This window comes from Citrobacter sp. JUb117 (assembly GCF_024809055.1).
In the GTDB taxonomy this organism is placed as follows: Bacteria; Pseudomonadota; Gammaproteobacteria; order Enterobacterales; family Enterobacteriaceae; genus Citrobacter; species Citrobacter gillenii.
Genome location: NZ_JANUFB010000007.1, coordinates 1 through 25,680, shown reverse-complemented (window position 1 = coordinate 25,680; position 25,680 = coordinate 1). Strand labels below are relative to the sequence as shown.

Genomic DNA, 25,680 nt, shown 5'->3' with positions numbered 1-25,680 from the left:
ACTGCCTGATGGCGTTACGCTTATCAGGCCTACGCAAAACGCAAGTAGGCCGGATAAGGCTTCAGCCGCCATCCGGCAATAGCCTTCTTACTTAACCATCTCTTTTTCGATCAGCTGAATCAGAATATGAATCACTTTAATGTGAATTTCCTGAATACGGTCAGCATAGCCAAAGTGCGGGACGCGAATTTCAATGTCGGCGCTGCCGGCCATTTTGCCGCCATCTTTCCCGGTCAGGGTGATGACTTTCATTCCTTTCTCACGCGCAGCGGCAATGGCTTTAATCACGTTTGCCGAGTTACCGGAGGTCGAAATGCCTAACAGGACATCCCCTTCACGCCCTACCGCTTCAACATAGCGAGAGAAAATATAATCGTAACCGAAATCATTGCTGACGCAGGAGATATGGCTGACATCAGAGATAGCGATCGCCGGATAGCCCGGACGGTTTTCACGGTAGCGCCCGGTCAGCTCTTCAGCAAAGTGCATTGCGTCGCAATGGGAGCCGCCGTTACCGCAGGAAAGTACCTTGCCACCCGCTTTAAAACTGTCTGCCAGCAGGACCGCCGCGCGCTGAATAGCGTGAATATTGGCGTCATCTTTTAAAAAATTAGCCAGCGTTTCCGCCGCTTCGCTCAGTTCGTTACGAATAAGATCCTGGTACATGAGGATATCCTTCAGCATGAATGTAAATGACAAGATGCAGTGTACCGGATAGCACTACAGGCGAGAAGCATAAGCCACAGGAATGGCTGTGGCTTTTGATTTTTTGTGCCGGTGAAAACAACAACAATGTGAGCTTTGTTGTAATTATTTTGTAAACACATTGCTAAAAGAATTTACATCCACTACAACCATATCATCACAAGTGGTCAGACCTCCTACAAGCAAGGGAGCTTTTCGATATGATGATTTTGAGTATTCTCGCAACGATTGTTCTGCTCGGCGTATTGTTTTATCACCGCGTGAGCTTGTTTCTCAGCAGCGTAATTTTGCTCGCATGGACGGCTGCGCTCGGCGTAGCTGGCCTGTGGTCGGTCTGGCTGCTGGTTCCTCTGGCCATTATTCTGGTGCCGTTTAACTTTACGCCGATGCGTAAATCCATGATCTCTGCGCCAGTGTTCCGCGGCTTCCGTAAGGTTATGCCGCCGATGTCGCGCACCGAGAAAGAAGCAATTGATGCCGGTACCACCTGGTGGGAAGGCGATCTGTTCCAGGGCAAACCGGACTGGAAGAAATTGCACAGCTATCCGCAGCCACGCCTGACGGCAGAAGAGCAGGCCTTTATTGACGGTCCGGTCGAAGAAGCGTGCCGCATGGCAAACGACTTCCAGATCACCCATGAATTAGCGGATCTGCCGCCAGAACTGTGGGCGTATCTGAAAGAGCACCGCTTTTTCGCGATGATCATCAAGAAAGAGTATGGCGGTCTGGAATTCTCTGCTTATGCACAGGCTCGCGTACTGCAAAAACTCTCCGGCGTCTCCGGGATCCTGGCGATCACCGTTGGCGTACCTAACTCATTAGGCCCGGGTGAACTGCTGCAACATTACGGCACCGAAGAACAGAAAAACCATTATTTGCCGCGTCTGGCGCGTGGTCAGGAAATCCCTTGCTTTGCGCTGACCAGCCCGGAAGCGGGCTCCGATGCAGGGGCGATTCCGGATACCGGCGTAGTTTGCATGGGTGAATGGCAGGGTCAGCAGGTGCTGGGTATGCGCCTGACCTGGAACAAACGCTATATCACGCTGGCCCCTATCGCCACCGTGCTGGGCCTGGCGTTTAAACTCTCCGACCCGGAAAAACTGCTGGGCGGCGAAGAAGATCTGGGCATTACCTGCGCGCTGATCCCCACCTCAACACCGGGTGTAGAAATTGGTCGTCGCCACTTCCCGCTGAACGTCCCGTTCCAGAACGGTCCGACGCTGGGTAAAGATGTTTTTGTACCGATTGATTACATTATCGGTGGCCCGAAGATGGCCGGTCAGGGCTGGCGTATGCTGGTGGAATGTCTGTCTGTGGGGCGCGGCATTACGCTGCCATCTAACTCGACAGGTGGCGTGAAATCGGTTGCCATGGCAACAGGTGCCTATGCGCATATTCGTCGCCAGTTCAAAATCTCTATCGGCAAGATGGAAGGTATTGAAGAACCGCTGGCGCGTATTGCCGGTAACGCCTACGTGATGGACGCCGCGGCGTCGCTGATTACCTACGGTATTATGCTCGGCGAAAAACCAGCGGTACTTTCCGCCATCGTGAAATATCACTGTACCCACCGCGGGCAGCAGTCAATCATCGATGCGATGGATATCACTGGCGGTAAAGGCATTATGCTGGGCGAAAGCAACTTCCTGGCGCGTGCTTACCAGGGCGCCCCGATCGCCATCACCGTTGAAGGTGCCAATATTCTGACCCGTAGCATGATGATCTTCGGCCAGGGGGCAATTCGTTGCCATCCGTACGTGCTGGAAGAGATGGCGGCGGCGCAGAACAACGATGTGAATGCGTTCGATAAGCTGCTGTTTAAGCACATTGGTCACGTCGGCAGCAATAAGGTACGCAGTTTCTGGCTCGGTCTGACGCGCGGGCTTACCAGCAGCACGCCAACCGGTGATGCCACCAAACGTTACTACCAGCACCTGAACCGTCTGAGCGCCAACCTGGCATTACTCTCAGATGTCTCCATGGCCGTGCTGGGCGGTAGTCTGAAGCGTCGCGAGCGTATCTCCGCGCGTCTGGGCGATGTATTAAGTCAGCTGTATCTGGCTTCCGCCGTGCTGAAGCGTTATGACGACGAAGGCCGCCATGAAGCCGACCTGCCGCTGGTTCACTGGGGCGTACAGGATGCGTTGTATAAAGCGGAACAGGCGATGGACGATCTGCTACAAAACTTCCCGAACCGTTTCGTTTCCGGGCTGCTGAATGTGGTTATCTTCCCGACCGGTCGCCACTACCATGCGCCTTCTGACAAACTGGATCATAAAGTTGCCAAGATTTTGCAGGTGCCGAGCGCAACCCGTTCACGCATCGGTCGCGGTCAGTATCTGACGCCAAGCCAATACAATCCGGTCGGCTTGTTGGAAGAAGCGTTGCTGGACGTGATTGCCGCCGACCCTATCCACCAGCGTATCTGCAAAGAGCTGGGTAAAAACCTGCCGTTTACCCGCCTGGATGAACTGGCGCGTAACGCGCTGGCAAAAGGGTTGATTGATAAAGACGAAGCCGCGATTCTGGTGAAAGCGGAAGAGAGCCGTCTGCGCAGCATCAACGTGGATGATTTTGACCCTGAGGAGCTGGCGACCCAACCGGTAAAGTTGCCAGAGAAAGTGCGTAAAGTCGAAGCGGCATAGCGATCGCGCACGACTTCCAGCCCCGCTTAACGCGGGGCTTTTTATTGCCACATTTTCGGTAATGCTCATGCTACAGTGTCAAAATGCTGTTCAACGAGGAGCCTCGATTGTGCCTGGTTTGAAAATTACCCTACTGCAACAACCACTGATCTGGATGGATGGCCCGGCTAACCTGCGCCATTTCGACCGACAGCTTGAAACAATCACCGGACGAGACGTCATTGTATTGCCCGAGATGTTTACCAGCGGCTTTGCGATGGAAGCGGCCAGCACGTCGCTTACGCAGGAAGAGGTTGTTCGCTGGATGCACGCCAAAGCGCAGCAGACAAATGCGCTAATCGCCGGCAGCGCCGCGTTACAGTCAGAACGTGGCCCGGTAAATCGTTTTTTACTGGTAGAACCCGAAGGATGCGTTCATTTTTATGATAAACGCCACCTGTTCCGCATGGCGAACGAGCACCAGTATTATCAGGCTGGAGAAGAACGCGTCATTGTTCAATGGCGCGGCTGGCGTATTTTACCGCTGGTCTGTTATGACCTGCGGTTTCCGGTATGGTCACGCAATCGCGAGGATTATGACCTGGCATTATATGTCGCAAACTGGCCTGCACCACGCTCACTGCACTGGCAGGCGCTGCTGGTCGCCCGGGCAATTGAGAACCAGGCTTATGTAGCAGGATGTAACCGGGTTGGTAGCGATGGCAATGGCCATCATTATCGCGGGGACAGCCGGGTAATTAACCCGCAAGGGGAAATTATTGCCACCGCCGAGGCGCACCAGGCCACGCGGATTGATGCTGAGCTGTCGCTTACAGCATTGCGGGAGTATCGCGAGAAGTTTCCGGCCTGGCAGGATGCCGACCCGTTTACGCTATAGAGATATCTCTTCTCGCCCGTTACGGAACGGTTTCCTCGTGGCGGGATTGTTTCACTCCGTAACTAACCGCAAAACAAATTCGCGTGGCGACATGCCTCAGGCAACGTATTCTGAAAATGATAATCACACGTAAATTCCCTTATCAGGATATCAAAATGAAGAAATTTGTACGCATGACTTTGCTGGCTGCTACCCTAGCGGGTGCCTCCTTTAGCACACTTGCAGCAAACGTATCCAACGTTCCGGCCCCGGCCCAGGATCCAGTGGTACAGCACCTGAAACTGAGCAATGACCAGGTGGCGCAGATTAAAAAGCTGCACCAACAGCTGGAAACCAATGTCAGCCAGATTTCGGTGAACGACGTTAAAGACGGCGTGCTGATTGACGTGATCAAGTCCGGAAAATGGGATGATGCCGCTGTTAAGAAACAGCTTGCCGCGTTCAGCAACATCGAACAGCAGGCACGTTACTACCGCGTGAAATACTACTTTGACCTGAGCAAAGTCCTCACACCAGAGCAGCGTAAGCTGGTGCAAAAAGATATCGCACAGACGCTGGGCGAGTAATGGCATAAGCCTGAACCAGCAATGGTTCAGGCTGTCAGCTCAGGCATTATTTCTTGCGCAAACAGAAATCCCTGCACGGCATCGGCACCGCTTACGCGACAGATGGCATAATCCTCCGGCGTTTCCACCCCCTCGATCACCACCCGCTCGCCCAGCCCGCGAAACTGGTTGATGAGAACTCTCAGCTGCCACTCCGATTCTCTGAACTGATGAAACATTCCGCTTTCAATTTTGATGGCATCGAACCGAACCCCAGACAGTCGCCAGACAAAAAATAGCTCGGGCGATACATCATCCAGCCAGACGCGGAACCCGTGGCGCACCAGGGATCTTATCGCAATACACACCGCCTGCTGTTCTGACTTTTCCAGACGCATCATGGTGCCTGGGTCCTGAATTTCGATCACAATACGCCCTTGATGCGCCCGTTTAATCAATCGTGTCACCCACGACATGCAGGTCAGCATCCGGACAGACACATTCAGGGAGTAGCTTCCCGGCAGCGCCAGTACCCGCTGCATTTGCCAAAGAAAGAGTTGCTGCTTCGCGGTTGTGGAAAGGTGCTTGAAAAAAAGATCCAGCGGTAACGACGTCCGAACCTGACTCAACACCTCACGGACATCCAGCGAGGCGTCATCAAAAAAATGAATGTGCTGTAAACGGATCCCGGTTATCCGCAGCAGCTCGGCATTGCGGGGACGTGCGGGTAGATATTGAGCCTGTTCGTTTGGTCTGTTCATGTCATTCCATTTTTTGATTAAAAGGACGTCGGGCATCCTGCAGCCAGGGGATACGGCGATCGTTCGGGTATTCACGATAAAAGCGTGCCGCCAGACGACGTGCTGCGGGCATGTCGCGCTGCTTGAGCGCCAGCAAGATTTGGATGTAGGAGACGTTCGGGTCAGGATGAACACGTACATAGTCAGGCGCCCAGCGTTGAACGTGCGCCAGCCAGCGGGTATCCCGGGTTCGCTGATAACGTTGCACATCGCCCATTGCAACATCAAACCGGTAGCGACTGACCAGCAACCAGCCCCCTACCGGGATCGATTTGGCCAGTCGCCACTGCTCTGCCCGCCGCTCCACCATCGTCAACTGCTGCTGCGTTTGTAGCGTGAGGAGCAATACCGGTGTTAAAAGCAAAAATGTAATAAACGCGGTCACGCACATCCCTTTCGTCACCGACAGCGCCAGCCGATACGCGTTTTCCGTGCGATCCGCACAACGTAGCAGCAGGATCAGCAGCAGCCAGTGAGGCGTCGACTGCCTGACGGGATATTCAGTCAGCATATGAATCGCCACCGGCAGCGCCGCCACCATGCAGGCGCGGTGCCAGCGATCGCCACGCCGCCAGAGCCAGAACCCTCCGGCAATAAAACAGAGCGTGCCCGCCAGTCCGACCATGCCGCCTTCGACCATCCATAGCACCAGCTCGTTGTGCGGGTGCGACATGCTGCTCAGTCCCAGATGGCCCGCGCGGTCAAGAAACAGAGCGGGAAAGCTGCCGATGCCCCAGCCCGTCCACGGTCGCGCCATAAACAGGGCCAGCGACGTTTTCAATACCGTCCAGCGCACCTGCGATGACGTCAAGTGCTCGACCGTCGCAACGGACATAACATGGCGCGCGGCCGCTCCTGCTAGCATTCCGACCACCAGCGGCAGCACAAGAAGCAGTAACGTCCGCCGCCGGGCGGGGAAAATCATCAGCAGCAGCGCTTCACCGACGACCAGTGACAAATACCCGGTTTGCGACTGTGATTCATGCAGCACAAACCCCATCACACCAAGGGCAAACACCATGGCGATTATCTTTCTGCCGCGTAGTCGCAGGGCCAACACTACCGACAGCAGGGTGCCGCAGGCGGTGAAGCTGGCCATCAGGTTAACCTGCTGAAAAATGCCGTAGGGCCGCGTACTGCGCCACCAGGCAAACTCCCAGTAGCCCACGCCCGGTAGATGCCAATACTGATAGACGAAGACGAGGCACTCGATAAGGCTGGCTCCCCATAACAGCGCCAGTAATGTCGTCAGGGTGTTCGCCGCCAGCGGAATTTGCAGCACCACCAGATAAACCAGCACACCGCCCAACAGCGCCCCAGCCACCAACAGTGACTCAGGTTGCCAGACTGCGGGCGTCATCAGACAGAGCAACGTCAGAATGAGTGAGCCTGCGATAAACCCGACGGCAGGCAAGGTGACGCGCCAGACCTGGCGAGGGGGTCGTACGGATACGCAGCCGGCTAATACAACTGCGTAGATCCAGGCCAAAATATTGAGCGGTAACGACAGGCCGCTGCCGCCATTATTCGGCCAGTAAAGGTGCATTGCCCCGCACCAGTAAAACAGGCTGAGCCCGAGAAATACTCTCTGCGCAGGCAGCGGGGCAAGGCGATTCAGTGTATTTTTCATACTATTGATAGTTCAGCGTCCAGGTCCCACTGGCGCTAAAAGGACCGTACTCAAGGGACTGATTTTTCAACGCTGTCGGCTGGGCCTCGACCCACGCCAGAAAATTCAGCGTCATCGATCCTTTGGTAATGTCTGTCACTGACGTACTCTCATCAAGCCGGATTGCCGCGCCGTCTTCTTCGCTCATCCCTATGCCGATCCCTGATGCGCCCCCCTGCTCGTGACTATCCAGTGCCAGATGATCGGGCAGTTCCGCATCTTCAGTGCCGCCGAAGGTCACGGAGATCCCACGAAAGACATCAGGATCGCAATCACGGAGCTGAATACTGAATTTTTCCGGCTTACCGCGCCCGGCAAGATAAAGATCCTGGGTCGCGATTTGCCCGAAATCGACCTCGATTTTGTCGCCACCCGGCGCAATACTACAGGCCAGCGCCCTGATGGTGCCGTGGAAGTGCATATCGCCGCCGACCAGTTTGGTGTCGGCCTGCACCGTACCGCCGATCAGCAGCGCGCTGAGCGTGATTAACGTCCTGAATATCATGGCATTACCTTACTGAAACTGCGCAACAACGGTGGCCGAAGCTTCAAACTCCCCCACCTTAACGCTACCCACGCCTGGCTTCGCTACCGGCGCGGCGGTGAGGTTCCAGTCGCCCTGATTCTGGTAAAAGCCCTTGACGTTATAGAACTGATTCGGCACCACAATGCTTCCACTCTCATCCTTCAGGACAATACCGAGGTCGTCGCGTTTTTCTCCGCTGCTGAGGGTGCCGAGGAAATGATCGTTAAACCCCGCCGTGCCTGAAGCCGTGGTGGTTTGTACGCCCAAATTGATGTTCAGCGCCCCTTGATCAAAACTGCCGCCTTCGCAGGACACATGAATCGGGATCGACTTGCTGAAATTGGAACCATTGAGCCGGGCGGCAGAACCGGGCAAATCGCCAAATTCGATACTGATTTTATCGCCCCGGTTAAAGGTGCATTTATCCGGCACGGTAATCAGCCCGGATTTAATCACCACGCGGGAAATCGCCGTTGTGGGTGTGGGTCCACCGCTTCCCATGCGCCCGGCGACCTCCAGCAACGACTGAGAAGTGATACTGATACCGTTAATAATGGGTTTGGTGACAATAAACGTCACTTTCCCTTTCGAACCACTTTCAACATTACTGGCGCGCACGTAGCCCTTTCGCTTTTTGCAGGTGTTGCTGTTGTTGCGGTTTGAAACATTGGTAAAGGGAGCCTGGACATATTTCTTATAGCCCCCGGCGACCCATACCTGAACATCGACATCCAGATACTCATTGAGTCGGAAACGGTTCGCCCCCTGACTTGAAGGTGGCATCGTGGTGGTGGTGGTGTAGTAAATAGGTTCTCGTGAGATATCGGCCTGCTGGCAATAAAAATTCACTACATACCAGCTCCCCAGATTCCATGGAAACGGCTCCGTTCGACCACCAACGTGGTTTTTGCTGACATCCAGCGAACTCAGTTCAATATCGTACTGATGCGGTGCCCCGCCCTCTGGTTCACCCTCTCCCTGGCTAAATGCGTGCGCCGTCAGCGGACAGCAAGCCAGCGCTGTCCAGAACAACGTTTTATGCCAAACGCTCATAGATACTCCAGCTTAAGTCTCACCAGACCGCGAAATTCACCAGCGCTGACCTCGCGCCCGATAGACTCCAGCGCGGCAAGAAAGTGAATAGCGTTATCTCCAGGTTTGAGGATCCACATGCGCTGCGGTTGGCTTAGATGGATCGGTTGCTGACGTTCGGTCATCAGCCGAATGCCTGCTCCTCGCACATTGCCATGGATCCGGGCCAGATCGCTGTTTCCCGGAGAACTGTCGGCCATCAGCGTCAGCGAGACGCCACGCTCCACCGTGCTGTGCGCCAGCTTAGGCATTTCGCTGGCCTGCCCGGGAAAATCCTGCAGGGCATGACCTGAGCCCTTTAAGCAGTCGTTCAGATACAGCGTGACCAACACCGAATCGCTACGATCGCCTCCCTGGTGAAACCGGCGGGCAGAAATATCGCCAAGGTTGATGGTTTGATCGCGCGATGCCATATCCAGCACGCACGGTGAGACATAAACACGACCGTGAAAGCGAACGTTGCCATACTCGCCGGACACATGGCTCATATCCTGACGGCCGCTTTTGGCCTGAACCATCCCGGCCACTCCCAGCATCAGCAGGGCGCAAAGCATTTTTTTCATTTACCGAGTCCTGTTACCGGGGCTGTTGCTCCATCGGCAATGCCTGACACACATTGCCTGTACAGCGGTATTTCAGTTCGGGATGGCCGCCAAAATCGTTCACGTACATCATGCTGAACTGGCTGACATCGCCCTCTTTCACGCTGAAATCGAGAGACGACTTAGGCGAGATCATTATTCCGGGGAAGTCAGTCAGCCTGCCGCCGCCCTGCGCTTCCGGCTTGCGGCTCAAGCCAATTAAGGTCACGAAGTAAGGCGTCGGGTTATTCACGGTCCAGCGGGCACCCTGCTTGTGGAACACCAGCTGGTTTTGCCATACCGCTCCGGGTGTTTCAGGCACAATTGCCGACGGACGGTAAAACAGTTTGATGCGTGACTGCATCGCCAGTTGCAGCACGTTTGGCTTATCTGGCTTAGGTGGAATCTCACGAACATTCAGATAGAACAGGCTTTCGCGATCCTGCGGCAATGCATTAATGCCGCCGGTTTTTGTTACCCGGGCAATGCCCTTTTGCCCGCCATTAATGCGCTGCAACGGCGGCAAAACCATCAGCGGCGAGGTGATTTTTGTCCCGCTCGCGTCCTCCACCCATGACTGCGCGAGGAATGGAATGCTCGGGCTCGTATTGCTTAAGTTCGCACTAACAGAGCGCGCATCGCCGGTGATGATCAGCCGGGTACGGTCAAGCGCAATGCCCGCCCACGCGGAATGGATGTCCGCGGCAAACAGCAAACCGCAGGCGACCGGCTTCAGCCAGCGCTGCACGGAGTAAATAGCTTGGTTATTCATGGTTCGCTTCATTCAGGTAGTTAATATTATTCACAAGGCAACAGGACGTTACCTTCCGGGTTAGGTTGCAAAGGCACCGCCAGATAGCACTGCGCGCGCCCTCCCCAGGCAACGGAAAGGCGTTCGGCAGGTTTCACACCAGCAATCCAGGCCTCACCGTTTTCCATCACCATGGCGACACTCACGCCGTTGGCGTTAAACACCTCGGCGCCAAACGGTGGTACCGAGCCATCTTTCATACGCAGTTGGGCCATCATTTTTAGCCCCTGTGCGACGGCAAAGCGCTGATAGCCAATCGCTCCTTCGGTCAGGGTGTTGGTGACGATGGCTTTGGCTGCGGAAATATCCTCATCCATTGTGTCCACGTCGATACGGGTATCAAAGCTGTGGTAACTCACGACATCCGGTACCACGGCAATGCCAAAGCGGTTCGAGTGTGCCTGTTCGCCGTTCAGCGGCACGTTAGCGACGCCGTCGGTGTCAACCATTACGCGGGCGGTATTCATCGATGCCTGGCTATTGTGGAGCGCCGCGCCGTGACGGGTTGCAGTAAAACCACCACGCAAGGTGCCGCCCACGGAGAAGTAGCGTGACTGCTGCCAGCTGACATTAGATTCCAGCTCGGCCATCATGCTCCGGTGCTGGTAGTAGCCGTCAAAGGCGGTATGGCCTTCGCCGGAGAGTCCGGCGCGCAGGCGCCACGGATTATTTCGGTCACGGTTATCGGAATACGAAACCATCTGGCTGGTTTGGTTGCCGTTGTTCTGCAGCTCATAGTCCATTGAGCGGCTATCGCTCCACGGAATAGACAGCGAGAGCGAGAGGCTGTCATCCCGTTTTCCCTGGTACTCGGAGCGATATGCGGCAAGGTTGGTGCTGATCCCCTGAATGCCTGCAAATGAAAAGCTATGACCCACCGACAGCCCATAGCGATCCTGCGAACGGCGATCCCAGTAGTTCTGGTGGGTATAGGTCAGATACAGCGTCGTGGAGAGGCGCGGATCGTCTGCAAAGAAGGTCTTATTACCGGTGATGGTGTACATCTCTTTCTCGTTCCCGGCGCTGTTATTATTTTTATATTGCTCATCGAGAAACTGCGAGAAAGAACGGAAGCTACGCTGTGAAAAACGATAACCGGCAAAAGTGATGGCGCTGTTGTATTCATCGAAGGTTTTGGCATAGCTCAGCTTAAAGGACATGCCTTTTTGTTCGTCCTGATGCTTCACCCGGCTGACGGATTGCGTCGCATCAGCCGACAACGCACCCAGCCAGCTCAGATCCCGCCCGATGCCCATCGACCAAGCGTTGTAGCGTTCACCTGTTAGCAGTGCCCCGCCGTACAGGGACCAGGCATTACTCACTCCCCATGAAAAATCACCGCTGTAAAATGCCGGCCCCTGGACATCATGGTTATAGAGTGAAGGCTTACCGACGGCGGTGTTGTAGCGAACATAGCCCGGACGTGTCAGGTAAGGAATATCAGCGGTATTGACCTGAAAAGTTTGCACGCTGCCATCTTGCTCTTCTACCCGCACATCCAGCGTGCCGCGTACCGAAGCATGCAGATCCTGAATATTAAACGGCCCCGCAGGAACGGTCGTTTGGTAGATCACGCGCTTCTGCTGGCTGACGGTCACTTTGGCGTTACTGCGGGCAATGCCGTGAACTTCAGGCGCGTAGCCTTGCAAATTTGGCGGTAGCATACGCTCGTCGCTGGCGAGGTTAACCCCGGTAAAGCGAACAGAATCAAAGACCTGAGAATTCAGATAGATTTCACCCACCGTCAGCTTCGCAGCCTGCATGGGCAATGGACGATAGGCGTAGATCTGATCCCAGTTAATCTGCCCGTGCTGATTATCAGAAGAGTAATCGGCCTGATACTGCCCGCGAAAACGCCAGCCACCAAGGTTGAACCCCGTTTGCCCATAGCCCGACAGCGAGCGGTAATGACCTCCGCCTTGTTCGTAGTGAGTGGCCTGACCCGACACGCTGTAATCAAAAATCAGCCCCGCGACGCCATTATCCCAACGTTCCGGCGGCGTCCAGTCAGGATCGGTATATTTCATCCATGCCTGCGGCACGGTAATGTCCAGAAGTCCGGCACTGTTATTCAACACCACGCCCGGCAGGCGGGATATGTCATGACAGGTCGCGGTAATCGGATGAATATGCGCCAATGCGTCTTCTTTGAGCGCAAGTAATTCGAGCTGTAGTGGTGACAGGCACGCCAGAGATTTATGTTTATTGTCAGGATCGGTGATATAGCGAATCGACTGCTGTGGGATCTCCTGCCCGTTAATACGAACATCCAGCAAATATTCCCCGGGGGTGACAAAGTTGCCTTCAGAAAAGCGCTGCAAATCTACGTTTTGCCTGTCGCTGGCATCCAGGACGTCGGTATTAAATTCAATAGCCTCATCCGCCTCAGCCCATGAAGCGCTGCAGACCAGAGCAATAATAAGCGCCAGACGTTTTTTATCTGTTTTCAGCGTAATCATTTTCGTTCGCAAACCTTCAGATACCCAAATTGCCGGAGCAGCTCAGAGATAATTCACAACAAAATGCGTAACCGCAGTAAATTCGCCGGATGTCATTCGTCCGTCGCGGGAGATTAAATAAGCTGTAAAATTGAGCGTATTTTTTCCAGGGTTTAGGACATAATCCGGAGAAGGCTCCCCCAGATGAATTTGCTGTCCGGTGCTATCAAATATTTCTATCGCTAAATCTTCAGTCGTCGACTGCACGCTCAGATAATCAGGGTTGTCGCGATCGGGCATGCCGGAAAAAGTGATATTTGCGCGCTGAAACACATTCTCTGAATGTCGAGAATCCCCTAATGAACATCCCAGCAAATGAATACTGAAACCATGCGCAGAGACTTTTTCTGGTCTCCCGGATATATCCCGAGCGGAGATATCATTAAATTCAACCAACAACGAACGATCGCGCGGATCGACATAGCAAGCAGCCTCAATAATATGTCCCCGCATGCGCATTTTGCCGGGCGTGCTGGCGACAGGCGCAGTGCCAGCCATGACCCACGCAGGCGAGATAAAGATAAAAAGCAGTAACGTTCGCCATTCAGGCATAACCGCATTTCCTTTCATTTATTCGCGGGAAGGCGTAAGCAGGCGCATTAATGCGCCTGCTGCAGACCATTACTGGTAGTCAATCTGGAAATTAACGGTAGATTCAAAATCACCCGGTGTGACCGCTGCGGAGGCATTATTTGCCTGCAGGTAAGCCACAAAATCGATGTCACTTTCACCATCGGTAATATTAACCTGAGAGGCAGCTTCACCCCATTTTACATCCTGGTTGCCGCTATCAATCATACCGATGCCCGCACCCTGTGCAGTACCTGAAGTAAATGCAGCCAGCGCGCTATTGTCCTGGTCAATTGTTGCTGGGGTATATGTTACGGTTGCGGTTTTGGCGACAGTGGTATCACAGCCCTGCAGAACGATTTTGGCGTGTTTAACACCAGCACGCTGGTTGTCTTTTAACTGAGACGTTGGGATTTCACCAAAGTTTACCTGTACCGGGCTGGATTCCGGTGCCAGGCCACATGCTGAATTCACCAGTGAACCGGTGAAATGAATTTTACCGTTGGTCGGCTCTACACTTTTTGCAGCGAAAGCAGAAGAGGCAGTAAAAGTCATTCCTGCCATCAGTGCACAGACGACGGCCACATTTTTCATTTTCATATTACTTCTAAACCTTATTTCTGTTCTGGTTATTTTGACGTGCTATTTCCACAGGCTACTTTTCCTGGGAAATATGGGTCTTCAGGTGGTAGACGCGCATTACCTTGCAAACATTCCTTCTCGAACCACCCTTGATTTTGAACGTTACTGGCATTTCATCCGAAATACCCTCCGCAGCCGTTCACGCTGTTTCGGGGCTTATATTAAATCGGCAATAAAATGAGACAACGAAAAATCGTGCTTTCAATCAAACTCAGGGAATCATGTTGCCTCCCCGCTATCACACCGATCTATCGCGCAAAAACCGCCTAAAATCGCAATAAAACCAGTGTTAATACCTATCATTTATATCTTTTACAGTGTTTTTATCTATTGGATATTTTTTTATTTAGCTTAAAAAGGAGGAGCAATGTATTTATGAAAGTTTTGTAAAAATGCCAATGGATATCAAAAACGAGGAATGACAATAAGATAGGAGAAATGGGAAAGGATAATAGCGCACGTTCAGATAAACATTGAAATATTGTTATAAAAACATTAATAAAACGTTCAATAACACAGTCATTTTTCATAAATAAATTATGTTATGCTATTGCTTCAACCACTCGACTGTGAGATTCCATGCTTTGTTGCATCAAAGGAGATATCCGTGATTTCTCATATACCAATAAATAAGATTAAATCCGTAATTATTGGTGATGGATTAGTATTTAAACCACATAAAAATACGCTAAAAGATATCTCATCTGGTGAGATAGCCACATTGAATAATGTAGCAGTACAATTACTGATGTATTTGTTGCAAAATGGTAAAGATATCTCCACGCGCGACGAGATTCTACTCAATGTATTCCAGCATAATGGCGCCAGAGCGACAGATGCTAATCTCAATCAGCACATTTCATTTCTGCGCAAAGCAATAACGTCGACGGGGCACCCGGCAGAATATATCGTAACGATTCCGCGTACGGGATTTCGCATGGGTGACGTCAATATCAATATTCAGCAGCAAGAAGAAAAAAAGCCCCTCACCAGTACCGCTTCTTTTACATCGGTACGAAAGACAAAAAAACAAAACCGATGGCCTATAGCAATCACCGCATTAATTACCGGCATCGCCGTACTGGCAACAGCCTGGTTAACGTGGATACCAAATGAAATTGCCATGACCGATGCATCTATTTTGCGTACCATCGATTACGAGCAATGCCGGGTACATATATTAGGGAATGCCCTCACAGACACCATTACTGAAAAGAAGGCGCTGGATATTTTTAAATCCGTCGGCATTAACCCGAACTGTTCAACCCCAAAAGAGCTGTATCTCAATACCTGGTCGAGCAACCATAATCTGGTTGACTGGTCGTTTGCGGCAGAATGCGGGCTCAACCTCGGCTACTACCATTGCATCAGCCAGTATCGCCATCATGAGGAATAATATGAAACAGGAAAGCGATCGCTCTCCATTATTGTGGTCCGTCATGATTGCCATTTGCGGACTGGCGGCTATCGCTTTTCTCGTCGTCGCCGGAGATGCCAAGAAAAAGGAAATCAGTTTTTCCTGTTCCTCGGAATTCACGTCGATACTCGACATCCATAATACAAAAAAGGAGCTCAATGGGATCCTGCTGATAACCAGCTACAATTCCGGGCATCTCTCATTGTCCGTACAAGGGAAATTAAAAAGTGATGAAAGCGAGTTCAGCGTTAACCGCAAACTGTTCTTCCGTTACGTACGGCCGCTCGGCCATACCGCGGGGGTCTTCATGCTAACGCCCGAGGGACGTGAGAAATCGCCTGATGATAACGCAACGGATGCTGTTGATTATCTCTTCTTCGATGCCTACGAACGTACTGACAAACTGTATATGTTGAAGCACCTGAATAAAGAGACGGTTCTGATTGGCGATAATTTTTCACCCCGCTTTGCCTGCGTAATGAATCGCTTCTCCAGTTAAGCACACTGCGCTATTCATCAGGTTAAGGATGACCTGATGTGCTGCCGGAATCGACAGGACAGGGAGACTGATAGCCAGCCAGGGGGGGATGGATATTTTGGGCGGATTAAAACGACGAAAGCCTGAATCATTGCTGATTCAGGCTTTCTGAATAGTGGCGGAATGGACGGGACTCGAACCCGCGACCCCCTGCGTGACAGGCAGGTATTCTAACCAACTGAACTACCACTCCGCGTTGTGTTCCGCTTGGGAACGAGGCGAATATTACGGATTGCCTCGCCCCTCGTCAACGCTTTTTCTCACGTTTTTAATCGTTTGCTGCAAAAATCACCCGAATAGCCATTTCTGCACGGTAAACGCGCAAACTATGCCCGCCAGAGGCAACTTCCGCCCTTCTTCTGAACCAGGTCAAGGCGCGACTCATGGGCCGCTAACTCTTCATCAGTGGCGAAAACAACACGTAACTTGCCGGACTGACGCACAATCCGTTGGATCCCGGTATCATTCTGCTGCTGGCTGTCACCTTCCATGGAAAATGCCATCGTGGTCTGCCCACCGGTCATCATCAGATAAACGTCGGCCAGAATCTGAGCATCGAGCAATGCGCCGTGCAAGGTACGCTTGCTGTTGTCTATCTCATAACGCGAGCATAGTGCATCAAGGCTGTTACGCTTGCCAGGAAACATCTTCCTCGCCAGCGCCAGGCTATCGGTCACTTTACAGAAGGTGTTCGTTTTCGGGATATCGCGATGGAGCTTTGCAAACTCATAATCCATAAAGCCGATATCAAACGATGCGTTATGGATGACCAGCTCCGCACCGCGGATGTAGTCAAGAAACTCATCGGCAACATCAGCAAAAGTGGGCTTATCGAGCAGGAATTCATCCGCGATGCCGTGTACGCCAAACGCTTCCGGGTCCACCAGCCGATCGGGCTTCAGGTAAACGTGAAAGTTATTGCCGGTCAGGCGTCGGTTCACCACTTCAACCGCACCGATCTCAATAATCTTGTGGCCTTCGTAGTGGGCACCGATCTGGTTCATACCGGTGGTTTCGGTATCGAGGACGATCTGCCGTGTAATTCCAGTGCTCATAGCGGTCATTTATGTCAGACTTATCGTTTATATCGATCTCTAAAACAGGAAGTCTACCAGAGATGCTTAAACAGGTAGAAATTTTCACCGACGGTTCTTGCCTGGGAAATCCAGGGCCAGGCGGCTACGGGGCAATTTTACGCTTTCGCGGGCGAGAAAAAACCTTTAGCGAAGGATACAACCTCACCACCAATAATCGCATGGAGCTAATGGCGGCCATCGTCGCGCTGGAAGCACTTAAAGAACAATGTGAAGTGGTGCTCAGTACCGACAGCCAGTATGTGCGCCAGGGTATTACCCAGTGGATCCACAACTGGAAAAAACGCGGCTGGAAAACCGCAGACAAAAAACCGGTCAAGAATGTCGATCTCTGGAAACGCCTGGATGCGGCGCTGGGTCAGCACCAAATCAAGTGGGAATGGGTCAAAGGCCACGCTGGCCACCCGGAAAACGAACGCTGCGACGAGCTTGCCCGCGCCGCGGCGATGAGTCCTACACAGGATGATGTTGGGTATCAACCCGAAGCTTAAGCGTCCGGTTTACGGTATTGCCGGGTTGCACCAACGGCCTGACGTATACGCGCTTTGCTTTTGTTTTGTTTCATTGGGTTAAGCGTAAGCGGGATAGTTCGCTTGCGCGCGACCACCAGTTGCATACATCCCAACGCCGGAATATGCGCACTTAACATTTTTCCCCCGTGCTTCTTCCAGGGCAAAACGTGAAAACGGCTGACGTGCAGCACTTCGAAATTCAGCAACGAAAGCCAGTCCAGCTGGCGCATCAGCGTAAACATCCGGCTGTTGTAAGGTGATGTTTTACGTAATACCGGTACCAGCTTGCGCAGGCCCATCAGGCTGACCGGGTTGAATCCGCTCAGTATTAACCAGCCGTCATCGATAAGCACACGATCGGCCTCGCGCAGTAAGCGATGCGGATCGGAGCACCACGGCAGCGTATGCGCCAGCAGGCACACATCAACAGATTTATCGGCAAAGGGAAGATGCAGAGGATCCGCCAGCACCTGCATCGGCGAGCCTTGCGAAGAAACATTGACCTGATGAGAAACCGCGCACGCTTCGGAATTGATTTCTGCGCTTAAATTACCAATCTTAAGCAGATGAAAACCGTACATTTTTGCAAACCACGGGTTAAGCTGATACTCCAGCGCCTCACGATAGTGTTCGCCCCAGGGTAAATCATCCCAGCTCACGGGCGCTACGACAGTTTGAGGGAGCCTTGCCGGTTTCATCACAACCTTCCGTTTCGCATTGAGAGGTAATTTATGAATCTTAACAGTATTCCCGCCTTTGATGACAATTACATCTGGGTCCTGACCAATAATGAGAATCATTGCCTGATTGTCGATCCTGGCGAGGCGGCTCCGGTGCTACAAGCCATTGCTGAGCACAACTGGGTGCCAGAGGCTATTTTACTTACCCACCACCATCATGATCACGTTGGCGGCGTGAAAGAACTTGTGCAGCGCTTTCCACAAATAGTGGTCTATGGACCTGCTGAAACACAAGATAAGGGAACCACACGTGTAGTCGAAGAGGGTGATATCGCACTCGTTTTAGGGCATGAATTTGGCGTATTTGCCACGCCGGGTCACACTTTAGGACATATCTGTTACTTCAGCCACCCTTATCTGTTTTGCGGCGATACGCTGTTTTCCGGCGGCTGCGGCCGGCTTTTTGAAGGCACAGCATTACAAATGTATCAATCACTTAAAAAAATAAGTGCCCTTCCGGATGATACGTTAATTTGTTGCGCACATGAGTACACTTTAGCAAATATGAAGTTTGCCTTAAGCATTCTCCCGCACGATCCGTCTATAAATGATTATTATCGTAAAGTTAATGAGTTACGCGTAAAAAACCAAATGACACTACCCGTAATTCTGAAAAATGAGCGCAGAAATAATATTTTTTTAAGAACGGAAGATATTGATTTAATTAATGAAATCAACAAAGAAACAATATTGCAACAACCTGAAGCGCGTTTTGCGTGGTTAAGGTCAAAGAAAGATACGTTCTGACAATTCCGGGTTGCCTTTTGAAAACTTCGCCGTTATGATCGGTCGTCTTTTAAGCAACTATTGACACACACATGAAGGCAAAAGCGATATTACTCGCCTCTGTCCTGCTTGTTGGGTGCCAGAATACTGGTAACGTCCAACAACACGCACAGAGCCTTTCTGCAGCTGGTCAAGGGGAAGCAGGAAAGTTTACAAGCCAGGCGCGCTGGATGGACGATGGGACATCTATCGCCGCCGATCAGGATTTGTGGGCTTTCATTGGTGACGAGCTAAAGATGGGAATTCCGGAAAACAACCGGATTCGCGAACAGAAACAGAAGTATTTACGCAATAAGAGCTATCTCCACGATGTAACGTTACGGGCAGAGCCGTATATGTACTGGATAGCCGGGCAAGTTAAGAAACGTAACATGCCGATGGAGCTGGTACTCCTACCCATAGTGGAGAGCGCTTTTGATCCTCACGCAACGTCTGGCGCCAATGCCGCAGGCATTTGGCAGATCATTCCGAGCACGGGGCGCAATTATGGTTTAAAGCAGACCCGCAATTATGATGCACGTCGCGACATTGTGGCTTCCACCACTGCCGCGTTGGACATGATGCAGCGTCTGAACAAGATGTTTGATGGCGACTGGCTGCTGACCGTTGCTGCTTATAATAGCGGTGAAGGTCGCGTGATGAAGGCAATGAAAGCGAACAAATCTCGTGGCAAGCCCACCGATTTTTGGTCACTTCCTCTGCCTCAGGAAACGAAGCAGTATGTGCCCAAAATGCTGGCATTGAGTGATATTCTCAAGAACAGCAAGCGTTATGGCGTGCGTCTGCCAACCACAGACGAAAGCCGCGCGTTGGCACGTGTTCGCTTGAACAGCCCGGTTGAGATGGCTCAGGTTGCCGATATGGCGGGTATTTCCGTCAGCAAGCTGAAGACCTTCAATGCTGGCGTGAAGGGCTCCACGTTGGGTGTCAGCGGCCCGCAATATGTGATGGTGCCAAAGAAGCACGCGGAGAAACTGCGTGAGTCCCTGGCGTCAGGCGAAATTGCAGCCGTACAGTCAACGCTGGTCGCGGATAACACGCCGCTGAACAGCCGTAGCTACAAGGTTCGCTCTGGCGATACGCTTTCCGGCATCGCTTCACGTCTTGGCGTGAATGCGAATGAGCTAAAGCAGTGGAATAATCTGCGTAGTTCGACTCTGAAAGTGGGCCAAAGCTTGACCGTAGGTGCAGGCACCAGCGCGCAGCGACTGGCTAAAAACAGCGATAGCATTACCTATCGTGTACGTAAGGGCGATTCGCTTTCGAGCATTGCTAAACGTCACGGGGTCAACATCAAGGATGTGATGCGCTGGAATAACGATACCGACAATCTGCAGCCGGGCGATCAGCTGACGTTGTTTGTGAAAAACAACGGTATGCCGGACTCCTGATAGCAGCTTAAACATTAAGGCACTGGTTTCCCCCCAGTGCCTTTTTTATTTATGCCGCTTTATGTGCCTCAACCATAATCGTGTCACTGGTGAACGACCCGTCCTGCTGTAACGCGAAGTAGGCCTGCACTTCGGCAGACGCACTCTGCTGATATAAACGAACCGCGTCAATCAACACCTGCGGGGTACGCATCCGCGCGACCCATGAGCTAAACGCCAGCGGCAGGCGGTCCGTCAACACCGTATCGGCAATCAGATTGGCATCATTCATCAATGACAGCCACTCACCGCTGGAATAGTTGCGCACATGTGAGGTATCGCGTAACGCTTCAACGGTTTGCAGCCAGATGTCCCGCACCGGGTGCCCAGGTGACATGACATCCATCACAATCACCACACCGCCAGGTTTCAATACACGATTCACTTCTCGCAGCGCGCGTCCGACATCATGCCAGTGATGCGCAGAATAGCGGCTAATCACCACATCAAAAGAGCCATCCTCAAACGGCAGGCTTTCGGCATATCCTTGCCGGGTAGCGATATTGTCTAATCCCTTCTCTTTTGCCGCCAGCGCGACCACGTCGAGCATCTGCGCCGATAAATCATACGCCACGACCTGTTTTACCTGATGTGCCGCCGCAAAGCTGGCGTGTCCCGCACCGCATCCCATGTCGAGAACGCTGGCCTGTGGAAATGCCGACAGCCTTTCCGCCAGCCGTTGTAAATCACGGCCAGAGGCGTGTACCGTGCTGGTTAAATAGGCATTCGCTTGCGAGCCAAACTGCTTTTCGACGTTGTCATGATGAGAGCGTGTAGTCATTGTGTTGTCCTTCGGTTGTGGTGAAAGATAAAGGACAGCACCCTAACAGGCCTGCCCCACGGCAGACCTGACACACCTTTATTGTTCAGGCTTGCCGGGACTAAATTCAACGAGTAGTGGATTGTGATCGGATGCGCGCGTCACCAGCACAGAGGCTTCACTGACGTTCAAACCACGATAGAACACAAAATCGAGCGGGCGGCCAAACGCGCGTCGGCGCTGATCGTCGGTAAAGCGCACCTGGCGTAGCGACATTTCACGGGCGAAACGGTACAACGCATTCATCCGTCGACGGCTCCAGGCGTTGAAATCACCGGCCATAATCACCGGGCCGCTGTGATGAGCAATCTGATCGCCAATGGGAAGTAACTGCTTACTATAGACATCCACCCCGAGGCTGAAGTTAACCGCGTGGATGTTCACCACCATCAATAAACGTGAGTCTGGCAGGGGATATACCGTCACCAGCGCCGACTTTGCCAGCCGTAAAATAGGCTCACGTTCGCGTAGAGGGCAGCAGTAAACAGGATGTGCCGCCGACAGCGTCATGACGCCAGAGGGGTGCTGAGGCAGCACAAAGGCGGGAACCTGATCGGCAGCAAGATAGTTAGCGGTCGCAAACTGCACCAGTTCCGGCGTGGTTTGGGCTTCCTGCAATAACACCAGATGCGCGTCTTTGCCAAAGTTCTTCAGCACCGACAACCATTCTGCCCGCTGCTGTTTAAAAATATTCCACACCAGCACGCGAATACGGTCTTCACTGCTTAAGGGAACGCCGGCGGGTAATGCCTGACCAATATGCGCAAACGACCGTGGCGGTAAGATCCGCTCAACGGGTTGTCCGGCAACATAGCGCATAGCATAGGTGTTTTTTCGCACTGTAGACTTTCAAACCTCTGTAACGTCAACCAGTCCGCAGCCGGACTGGTTCTTCAGTTATAGGGACTTTAGGGCTTACTTTCAACGAGCAATTGCAGTTTGTTTTGTAAGTGGGTACTTACATCAATGAGTTATCCCAGCGTGATCCGCGCAGGTTTATCAAGACGACCGCTGATGCCCATCAGTAAGAAAGCAGCCAGTACGATAAGCGCGCCAATCCACGGCGTCTGCGCTAAGCCATAATGCTCTACCGTTTGCCCGCCAATCACCGAACCCAGTGCAATACCGACGTTAAACGCCGCAATGTTCAGTCCGGACGCGACATCAACTGCATTGGGGGTAAATTGTTCCGCTTTTTGCACAACATAAACCTGTAATCCCGGTACGTTACCGAAGGCAAAGATCCCCATCACTAATATCGTTGCCAGCGCCGCGTACTGCGTGGATGCCGTTAACTGGAATAGCATCAGCAGAACAAACAGTGCAGCAAAAATGAACTTCAATGCAGGGACTGCACCATGTTTATCCGCCAGTTTACCGCCCCAGATATTACCGATAGCCACAGAGACGCCGTATCCCAATAAGATCCAACTTACCGCTGTCGGGGAGAATCCGGCCAGATCCTGCATCATCGGTGCAAGGAAGGTAAACGCCGTAAAGACACCACCATAGCCCAGCGCCGTAACCGCATAAATCAACAGCAGACGAGGATGGGTTAAGACTTTCACCTGATCGCGGATGCTGGCGGCAGCCCGACCTGGAATATTCGCCGGGATCAGCAACTGGCTGCTAATTAGCGCAATGACGCCCAGCATTGAGACTGCGAGGAAGGTTTCACGCCAACCAAAATGCTGACCGATAAATGTGCCCAGCGGAACGCCCGTCACCAGGGCCACCGTTAAACCGCCAAACATAATGGCGATGGCCGAAGCCGCTTTCTCTTTAGGCACCAGACTTGTTGCAATGGTTGAACCAATCGAGAAGAACACGCCGTGTGCAAGACCGGTCAACAGACGGGCGACAATTAAGGTCATATAGCCCGGAGCCTGCCAAGCCAGCAAATTACCGGCAGTAAACAGCACCATCAGCGCAACCAGCAGCTGTTTACGCGGCAGGCTCCCTGTCAGAGCGGTCAGCACTGGTGCGCCAATCGCCACCCCCAGCGCATAAATTGAAACCAGCATCCCCGCAGAAGGCAAAGAGATGGCCAGTTGTTCAGCAATAGTCGGTACCAGGCCGACAATCACAAATTCGGTCGTGCCAATGGCGAAGGCACTTATAGTCAGTGCGAATAAAGCGAGTGGCATAAATAAACTCCATATCATCAGTAATCAGATGACATGCAGTATGCCGGGATGCTTTAATAACAAAAATATTCAAAATCTCAATATAATTTTGCTTCAGGTGCAAAAATGAAAGCAACCTCAGAAGAACTGGCGATTTTTGTGGCTGTTGTGGAAAGCGGTAGCTTTAGCCGCGCCGCAGAGCAGTTGGGACAGGCCAATTCTGCCGTCAGTCGGGCCGTAAAAAAACTGGAGATGAAACTGGGCGTCAGCTTGCTCAATCGGACCACCCGGCAGCTAAGCCTGACCGAGGAAGGTGAACGTTACTTCAGGCGCGTACAGCTAATCTTGCAGGAAATGGCCGCCGCAGAGACGGAAATTATGGAGTCTCGCAATACGCCGCGTGGCTTGCTGCGCATTGACGCCGCTACGCCGGTTATGCTGCATTTCCTGATTCCGCTCATCAAGCCCTTCCGCGAACGCTATCCTGAGATGACGCTGTCGCTGGTCTCTTCAGAAACGTTCATCAATCTTATTGAACGAAAAGTGGATGTAGCTATACGTGCAGGCACGCTGACTGACTCGAGCCTACGCGCACGTCCATTGTTTACCAGCTATCGTAAGATTATTGCTTCGCCTGACTATATTGCGAAATTTGGTGTTCCAGAGAGCGTCGAAGCGCTTAAGCAGCACCTGTGTCTCGGTTTTTCTGAACCGGTTTCACTCAATACCTGGCCGATTGCATGCAGCGATGGGCAGCTTCATGAGGCTGAATGCGGACTATCTTCTAACAGCGGCGAAACGCTAAAACAACTTTGTCTGAGCGGAAACGGTATTGCCTGTCTTTCAGATTATATGATTGATAAGGAGATCGCACGAGGTGAACTGGTCGAATTGTTGGCGGATAAACGCCTGCCAGTAGAGATGCCGTTCAGCGCTGTTTACTACAGCGATCGGGCAGTAAGTACTCGCATTCGGGCATTTATCGACTTTTTGAGTGAACATATAAGAACAGCTCCCGCAGGAGCTGTGAAAGAGGGTTAAAGGGCACAGGGGGTCGCAGGGTCAGGTCATTAGTCCCACTCGGGTGCCAGACCTTCCGGGCTAACCAGACGATCGTTGCAGTCCAGCACCGCGATCGCCGCGTTGTCTTCAGCATCCAGACGCAGATCCAGCGCCAGCAGGTTACTGGCCAGGTTTTCTCGCTTGGTCGAAGAAGGGATCACCGAGTATCCCTCACCCATCGCCCATGCCAGAATCACCTGAGCCGGTGTCGCATTATGTTTCGCGGCAATACCGGCAATGACTTCATCTTTCAGTGCCTTACCGTATGCCAGCGTCATGTAAGACGTGATGTGAATACCGTGCGCTTTGGCCCAGTCAACCACCTGACGGCTTTGCAGATACGGGGACAGCTCAATCTGGTTGGTCGCGATGTTCTCTACGCCCACTGCAGCAATGGCTCTTTCCATTAGCGGAATGGTAAAGTTAGAGATACCAATTTCGCGAGTCAGGCCCTGTGCTTTAGCTTCCAGTAATGCATGCATAAATTCTTCAACAGAAACCGCATCGTTTGGTGAAGGCCAATGGATCAGCGTCAGGTCAACGTAATTGGTACGCAGTTTCTTCAAACTCTCTTTCAGGCTCGGGATCAGTTTTTCTTCGCTGAGATTCTCAATCCAAATCTTGGTGGTGATATACAGCTCACTGCGCGGCACACCACTTTCAGCAATCGCCTGACCAACCGCGGCTTCGTTATCATAGATTTGTGCGGTGTCGACGGCCCGATAGCCCAGTTCCAGAGCTGTTTTAACAGAAGCGATAACGACGTCGTCTTTCAGGCGAAAAGTACCTAAACCGAATGCAGGGATAGTCATAAATTTCCTCTTTTTAATCACAGTCTTCGTTAGTCGGAGGAGTATGGCCTTCTAACGTGTAGATAAAAAGAGCGTATAACGCAGAGGATTTTTGCAGATTTAGCAATAATTGAATGACAGCAAAAGAAAAAGCCCTGAGCGTTAACTCAGGGCTTTCAATAAGTGGCGGAACGGACGGGACTCGAACCCGCGACCCCCTGCGTGACAGGCAGGTATTCTAACCAACTGAACTACCGCTCCACCGAATTTCTTTGTCACTACCCGGATTTTTCATCCCGGTTTACTGCAATTTGATGCCTGGCAGTTCCCTACTCTCGCATGGGGAGACCCCACACTACCATCGGCGCTACGGCGTTTCACTTCTGAGTTCGGCATGGGGTCA

Annotated in this window: 24 protein-coding genes, 2 tRNA genes, 1 rRNA gene and 1 pseudogene; 9 read left to right on the top strand and 19 right to left on the bottom strand. The window is 52.3% G+C overall.

Annotation, left to right across the window (positions count from 1 at the left end):
- Positions 1-87: 87 nt before the first annotated feature.
- Positions 88-666: a D-sedoheptulose 7-phosphate isomerase gene (gene lpcA / locus M2374_RS16590; RefSeq protein ID WP_096758199.1), complete on the bottom strand. Its 579-nt coding sequence runs from the start codon at positions 664-666 to the stop codon at positions 88-90.
- A 239-nt stretch (positions 667-905) separates the two neighbouring features.
- Here lpcA and fadE point away from each other — a divergent pair, with 239 nt between their 5' ends.
- From fadE to M2374_RS16575, 3 genes are all read left to right on the top strand, one after another.
- The gene (fadE, locus tag M2374_RS16585; RefSeq protein WP_181688451.1) at positions 906-3,350 is read left to right on the top strand and encodes an acyl-CoA dehydrogenase FadE; all 2,445 of its coding nucleotides are present in this window, start codon (positions 906-908) and stop codon (positions 3,348-3,350) included.
- Between the two features lie 109 nt (positions 3,351-3,459).
- Positions 3,460-4,227, top strand: coding sequence for an amidohydrolase (locus M2374_RS16580; RefSeq protein WP_115259360.1), 768 nt, complete (start codon positions 3,460-3,462; stop codon positions 4,225-4,227).
- Between the two features lie 155 nt (positions 4,228-4,382).
- Positions 4,383-4,793, top strand: coding sequence for a Spy/CpxP family protein refolding chaperone (locus tag M2374_RS16575; protein ID WP_096758202.1), 411 nt, complete (start codon positions 4,383-4,385; stop codon positions 4,791-4,793).
- A gap of 26 nt (positions 4,794-4,819) precedes the next feature.
- Here the strand turns inward: M2374_RS16575 and M2374_RS16570 are convergent, their stop codons facing one another.
- The 9 genes from M2374_RS16570 to M2374_RS16530 all read right to left on the bottom strand — a co-directional run bounded on the left by M2374_RS16570 (position 4,820) and on the right by M2374_RS16530 (position 13,919).
- Entirely contained in the window at positions 4,820-5,533 is a 714-nt protein-coding gene (locus M2374_RS16570; protein ID WP_228758121.1) for an EAL domain-containing protein, read from the bottom strand.
- Between the two features lies 1 nt (position 5,534).
- Positions 5,535-7,202, bottom strand: a complete 1,668-nt coding sequence (locus M2374_RS16565) for an O-antigen ligase (protein ID WP_146717506.1) — start codon at positions 7,200-7,202, stop codon at positions 5,535-5,537.
- A gap of 1 nt (position 7,203) precedes the next feature.
- Positions 7,204-7,746, bottom strand: a complete 543-nt coding sequence (locus M2374_RS16560; protein WP_117341999.1) for a fimbrial protein — start codon at positions 7,744-7,746, stop codon at positions 7,204-7,206.
- Positions 7,747-7,755: 9 nt separating this feature from the next.
- Positions 7,756-8,820 (bottom strand): fimbrial protein, encoded by a 1,065-nt coding sequence (locus M2374_RS16555; protein ID WP_117341998.1) that lies wholly within the window; start codon positions 8,818-8,820, stop codon positions 7,756-7,758.
- Positions 8,817-9,422 (bottom strand): fimbrial protein, encoded by a 606-nt coding sequence (locus M2374_RS16550; RefSeq protein ID WP_117341997.1) that lies wholly within the window; start codon positions 9,420-9,422, stop codon positions 8,817-8,819. Before M2374_RS16550 ends, M2374_RS16555 begins: the two co-directional genes overlap by 4 nt.
- A gap of 13 nt (positions 9,423-9,435) precedes the next feature.
- Positions 9,436-10,212, bottom strand: a complete 777-nt coding sequence (locus M2374_RS16545; RefSeq protein ID WP_153879462.1) for a molecular chaperone — start codon at positions 10,210-10,212, stop codon at positions 9,436-9,438.
- A 26-nt stretch (positions 10,213-10,238) separates the two neighbouring features.
- The gene (locus M2374_RS16540; RefSeq protein WP_174360526.1) at positions 10,239-12,710 is read right to left on the bottom strand and encodes a fimbria/pilus outer membrane usher protein; all 2,472 of its coding nucleotides are present in this window, start codon (positions 12,708-12,710) and stop codon (positions 10,239-10,241) included.
- Positions 12,711-12,752: 42 nt separating this feature from the next.
- A complete protein-coding gene (locus M2374_RS16535; RefSeq protein ID WP_117341994.1) occupies positions 12,753-13,301 on the bottom strand; it encodes a fimbrial protein in 549 nt (182 codons plus the stop codon).
- Between the two features lie 69 nt (positions 13,302-13,370).
- On the bottom strand, positions 13,371-13,919 hold the full coding sequence (locus M2374_RS16530) for a fimbrial protein (protein WP_117341993.1): 549 nt from the start codon (positions 13,917-13,919) through the stop codon (positions 13,371-13,373).
- A 649-nt stretch (positions 13,920-14,568) separates the two neighbouring features.
- Between M2374_RS16530 and M2374_RS16525 the strand changes: the two genes are divergently transcribed.
- A complete protein-coding gene (locus M2374_RS16525; RefSeq protein ID WP_117341992.1) occupies positions 14,569-15,357 on the top strand; it encodes a winged helix-turn-helix domain-containing protein in 789 nt (262 codons plus the stop codon).
- 1 nt (position 15,358) lies between these two features.
- A complete protein-coding gene (locus tag M2374_RS16520; protein ID WP_181688452.1) occupies positions 15,359-15,877 on the top strand; it encodes a hypothetical protein in 519 nt (172 codons plus the stop codon).
- Positions 15,878-16,032: 155 nt separating this feature from the next.
- Here the strand turns inward: M2374_RS16520 and M2374_RS16515 are convergent.
- Positions 16,033-16,109, bottom strand: a tRNA-Asp gene (locus tag M2374_RS16515).
- 133 nt (positions 16,110-16,242) lie between these two features.
- Positions 16,243-16,971 carry a DNA polymerase III subunit epsilon gene (gene dnaQ / locus M2374_RS16510; RefSeq protein ID WP_197737705.1) on the bottom strand — a complete coding sequence of 243 codons (729 nt, stop codon included), beginning with the start codon at positions 16,969-16,971 and terminating at the stop codon, positions 16,243-16,245.
- On the opposite strand from dnaQ, the pseudogene rnhA reads away from it, so the two are divergent.
- A pseudogene (rnhA, locus tag M2374_RS16505) lies at positions 16,925-17,501 on the top strand (ribonuclease HI). The gene dnaQ and the pseudogene rnhA sit on opposite strands and share 47 nt — an antisense overlap.
- Here rnhA and M2374_RS16500 read toward each other — a convergent pair.
- Positions 17,498-18,220, bottom strand: a complete 723-nt coding sequence (locus M2374_RS16500) for a class I SAM-dependent methyltransferase (protein WP_115259365.1) — start codon at positions 18,218-18,220, stop codon at positions 17,498-17,500. The pseudogene rnhA and the gene M2374_RS16500 sit on opposite strands and share 4 nt — an antisense overlap.
- A 33-nt stretch (positions 18,221-18,253) precedes the next feature.
- On the opposite strand from M2374_RS16500, the gene gloB reads away from it, so the two are divergent.
- Positions 18,254-19,009, top strand: coding sequence for a hydroxyacylglutathione hydrolase (gloB, locus tag M2374_RS16495; RefSeq protein ID WP_135912553.1), 756 nt, complete (start codon positions 18,254-18,256; stop codon positions 19,007-19,009).
- Positions 19,010-19,080: 71 nt separating this feature from the next.
- Positions 19,081-20,439: a murein transglycosylase D gene (gene mltD, locus M2374_RS16490; RefSeq protein WP_096758207.1), complete on the top strand. Its 1,359-nt coding sequence runs from the start codon at positions 19,081-19,083 to the stop codon at positions 20,437-20,439.
- A gap of 49 nt (positions 20,440-20,488) precedes the next feature.
- On the opposite strand, the gene M2374_RS16485 is transcribed toward mltD, so the two are convergent.
- The 3 genes from M2374_RS16485 to M2374_RS16475 all read right to left on the bottom strand — a co-directional run bounded on the left by M2374_RS16485 (position 20,489) and on the right by M2374_RS16475 (position 23,445).
- Positions 20,489-21,259 carry a class I SAM-dependent methyltransferase gene (locus M2374_RS16485; RefSeq protein ID WP_135912554.1) on the bottom strand — a complete coding sequence of 257 codons (771 nt, stop codon included), beginning with the start codon at positions 21,257-21,259 and terminating at the stop codon, positions 20,489-20,491.
- Between the two features lie 78 nt (positions 21,260-21,337).
- Positions 21,338-22,138, bottom strand: coding sequence for an endonuclease/exonuclease/phosphatase family protein (locus tag M2374_RS16480; protein ID WP_115259371.1), 801 nt, complete (start codon positions 22,136-22,138; stop codon positions 21,338-21,340).
- Between the two features lie 131 nt (positions 22,139-22,269).
- Positions 22,270-23,445, bottom strand: a complete 1,176-nt coding sequence (locus tag M2374_RS16475; RefSeq protein WP_115259373.1) for an MFS transporter — start codon at positions 23,443-23,445, stop codon at positions 22,270-22,272.
- A gap of 105 nt (positions 23,446-23,550) precedes the next feature.
- Here M2374_RS16475 and yafC point away from each other — a divergent pair, with 105 nt between their 5' ends.
- Complete coding sequence (yafC, locus tag M2374_RS16470; protein ID WP_096758211.1) at positions 23,551-24,465, top strand: DNA-binding transcriptional regulator YafC; 915 nt, start codon at positions 23,551-23,553, stop codon at positions 24,463-24,465.
- Between the two features lie 29 nt (positions 24,466-24,494).
- Here yafC and dkgB read toward each other — a convergent pair whose 3' ends face one another.
- The 3 genes from dkgB to rrf all read right to left on the bottom strand — a co-directional run.
- A complete protein-coding gene (gene dkgB / locus M2374_RS16465) occupies positions 24,495-25,298 on the bottom strand; it encodes a 2,5-didehydrogluconate reductase DkgB (protein ID WP_137400451.1) in 804 nt (267 codons plus the stop codon).
- 163 nt (positions 25,299-25,461) lie between these two features.
- Positions 25,462-25,538: transfer RNA gene (locus tag M2374_RS16460), tRNA-Asp, on the bottom strand.
- Between the two features lie 55 nt (positions 25,539-25,593).
- A 5S ribosomal RNA gene (gene rrf, locus M2374_RS16455) occupies positions 25,594-25,680 on the bottom strand; the annotation flags it as partial.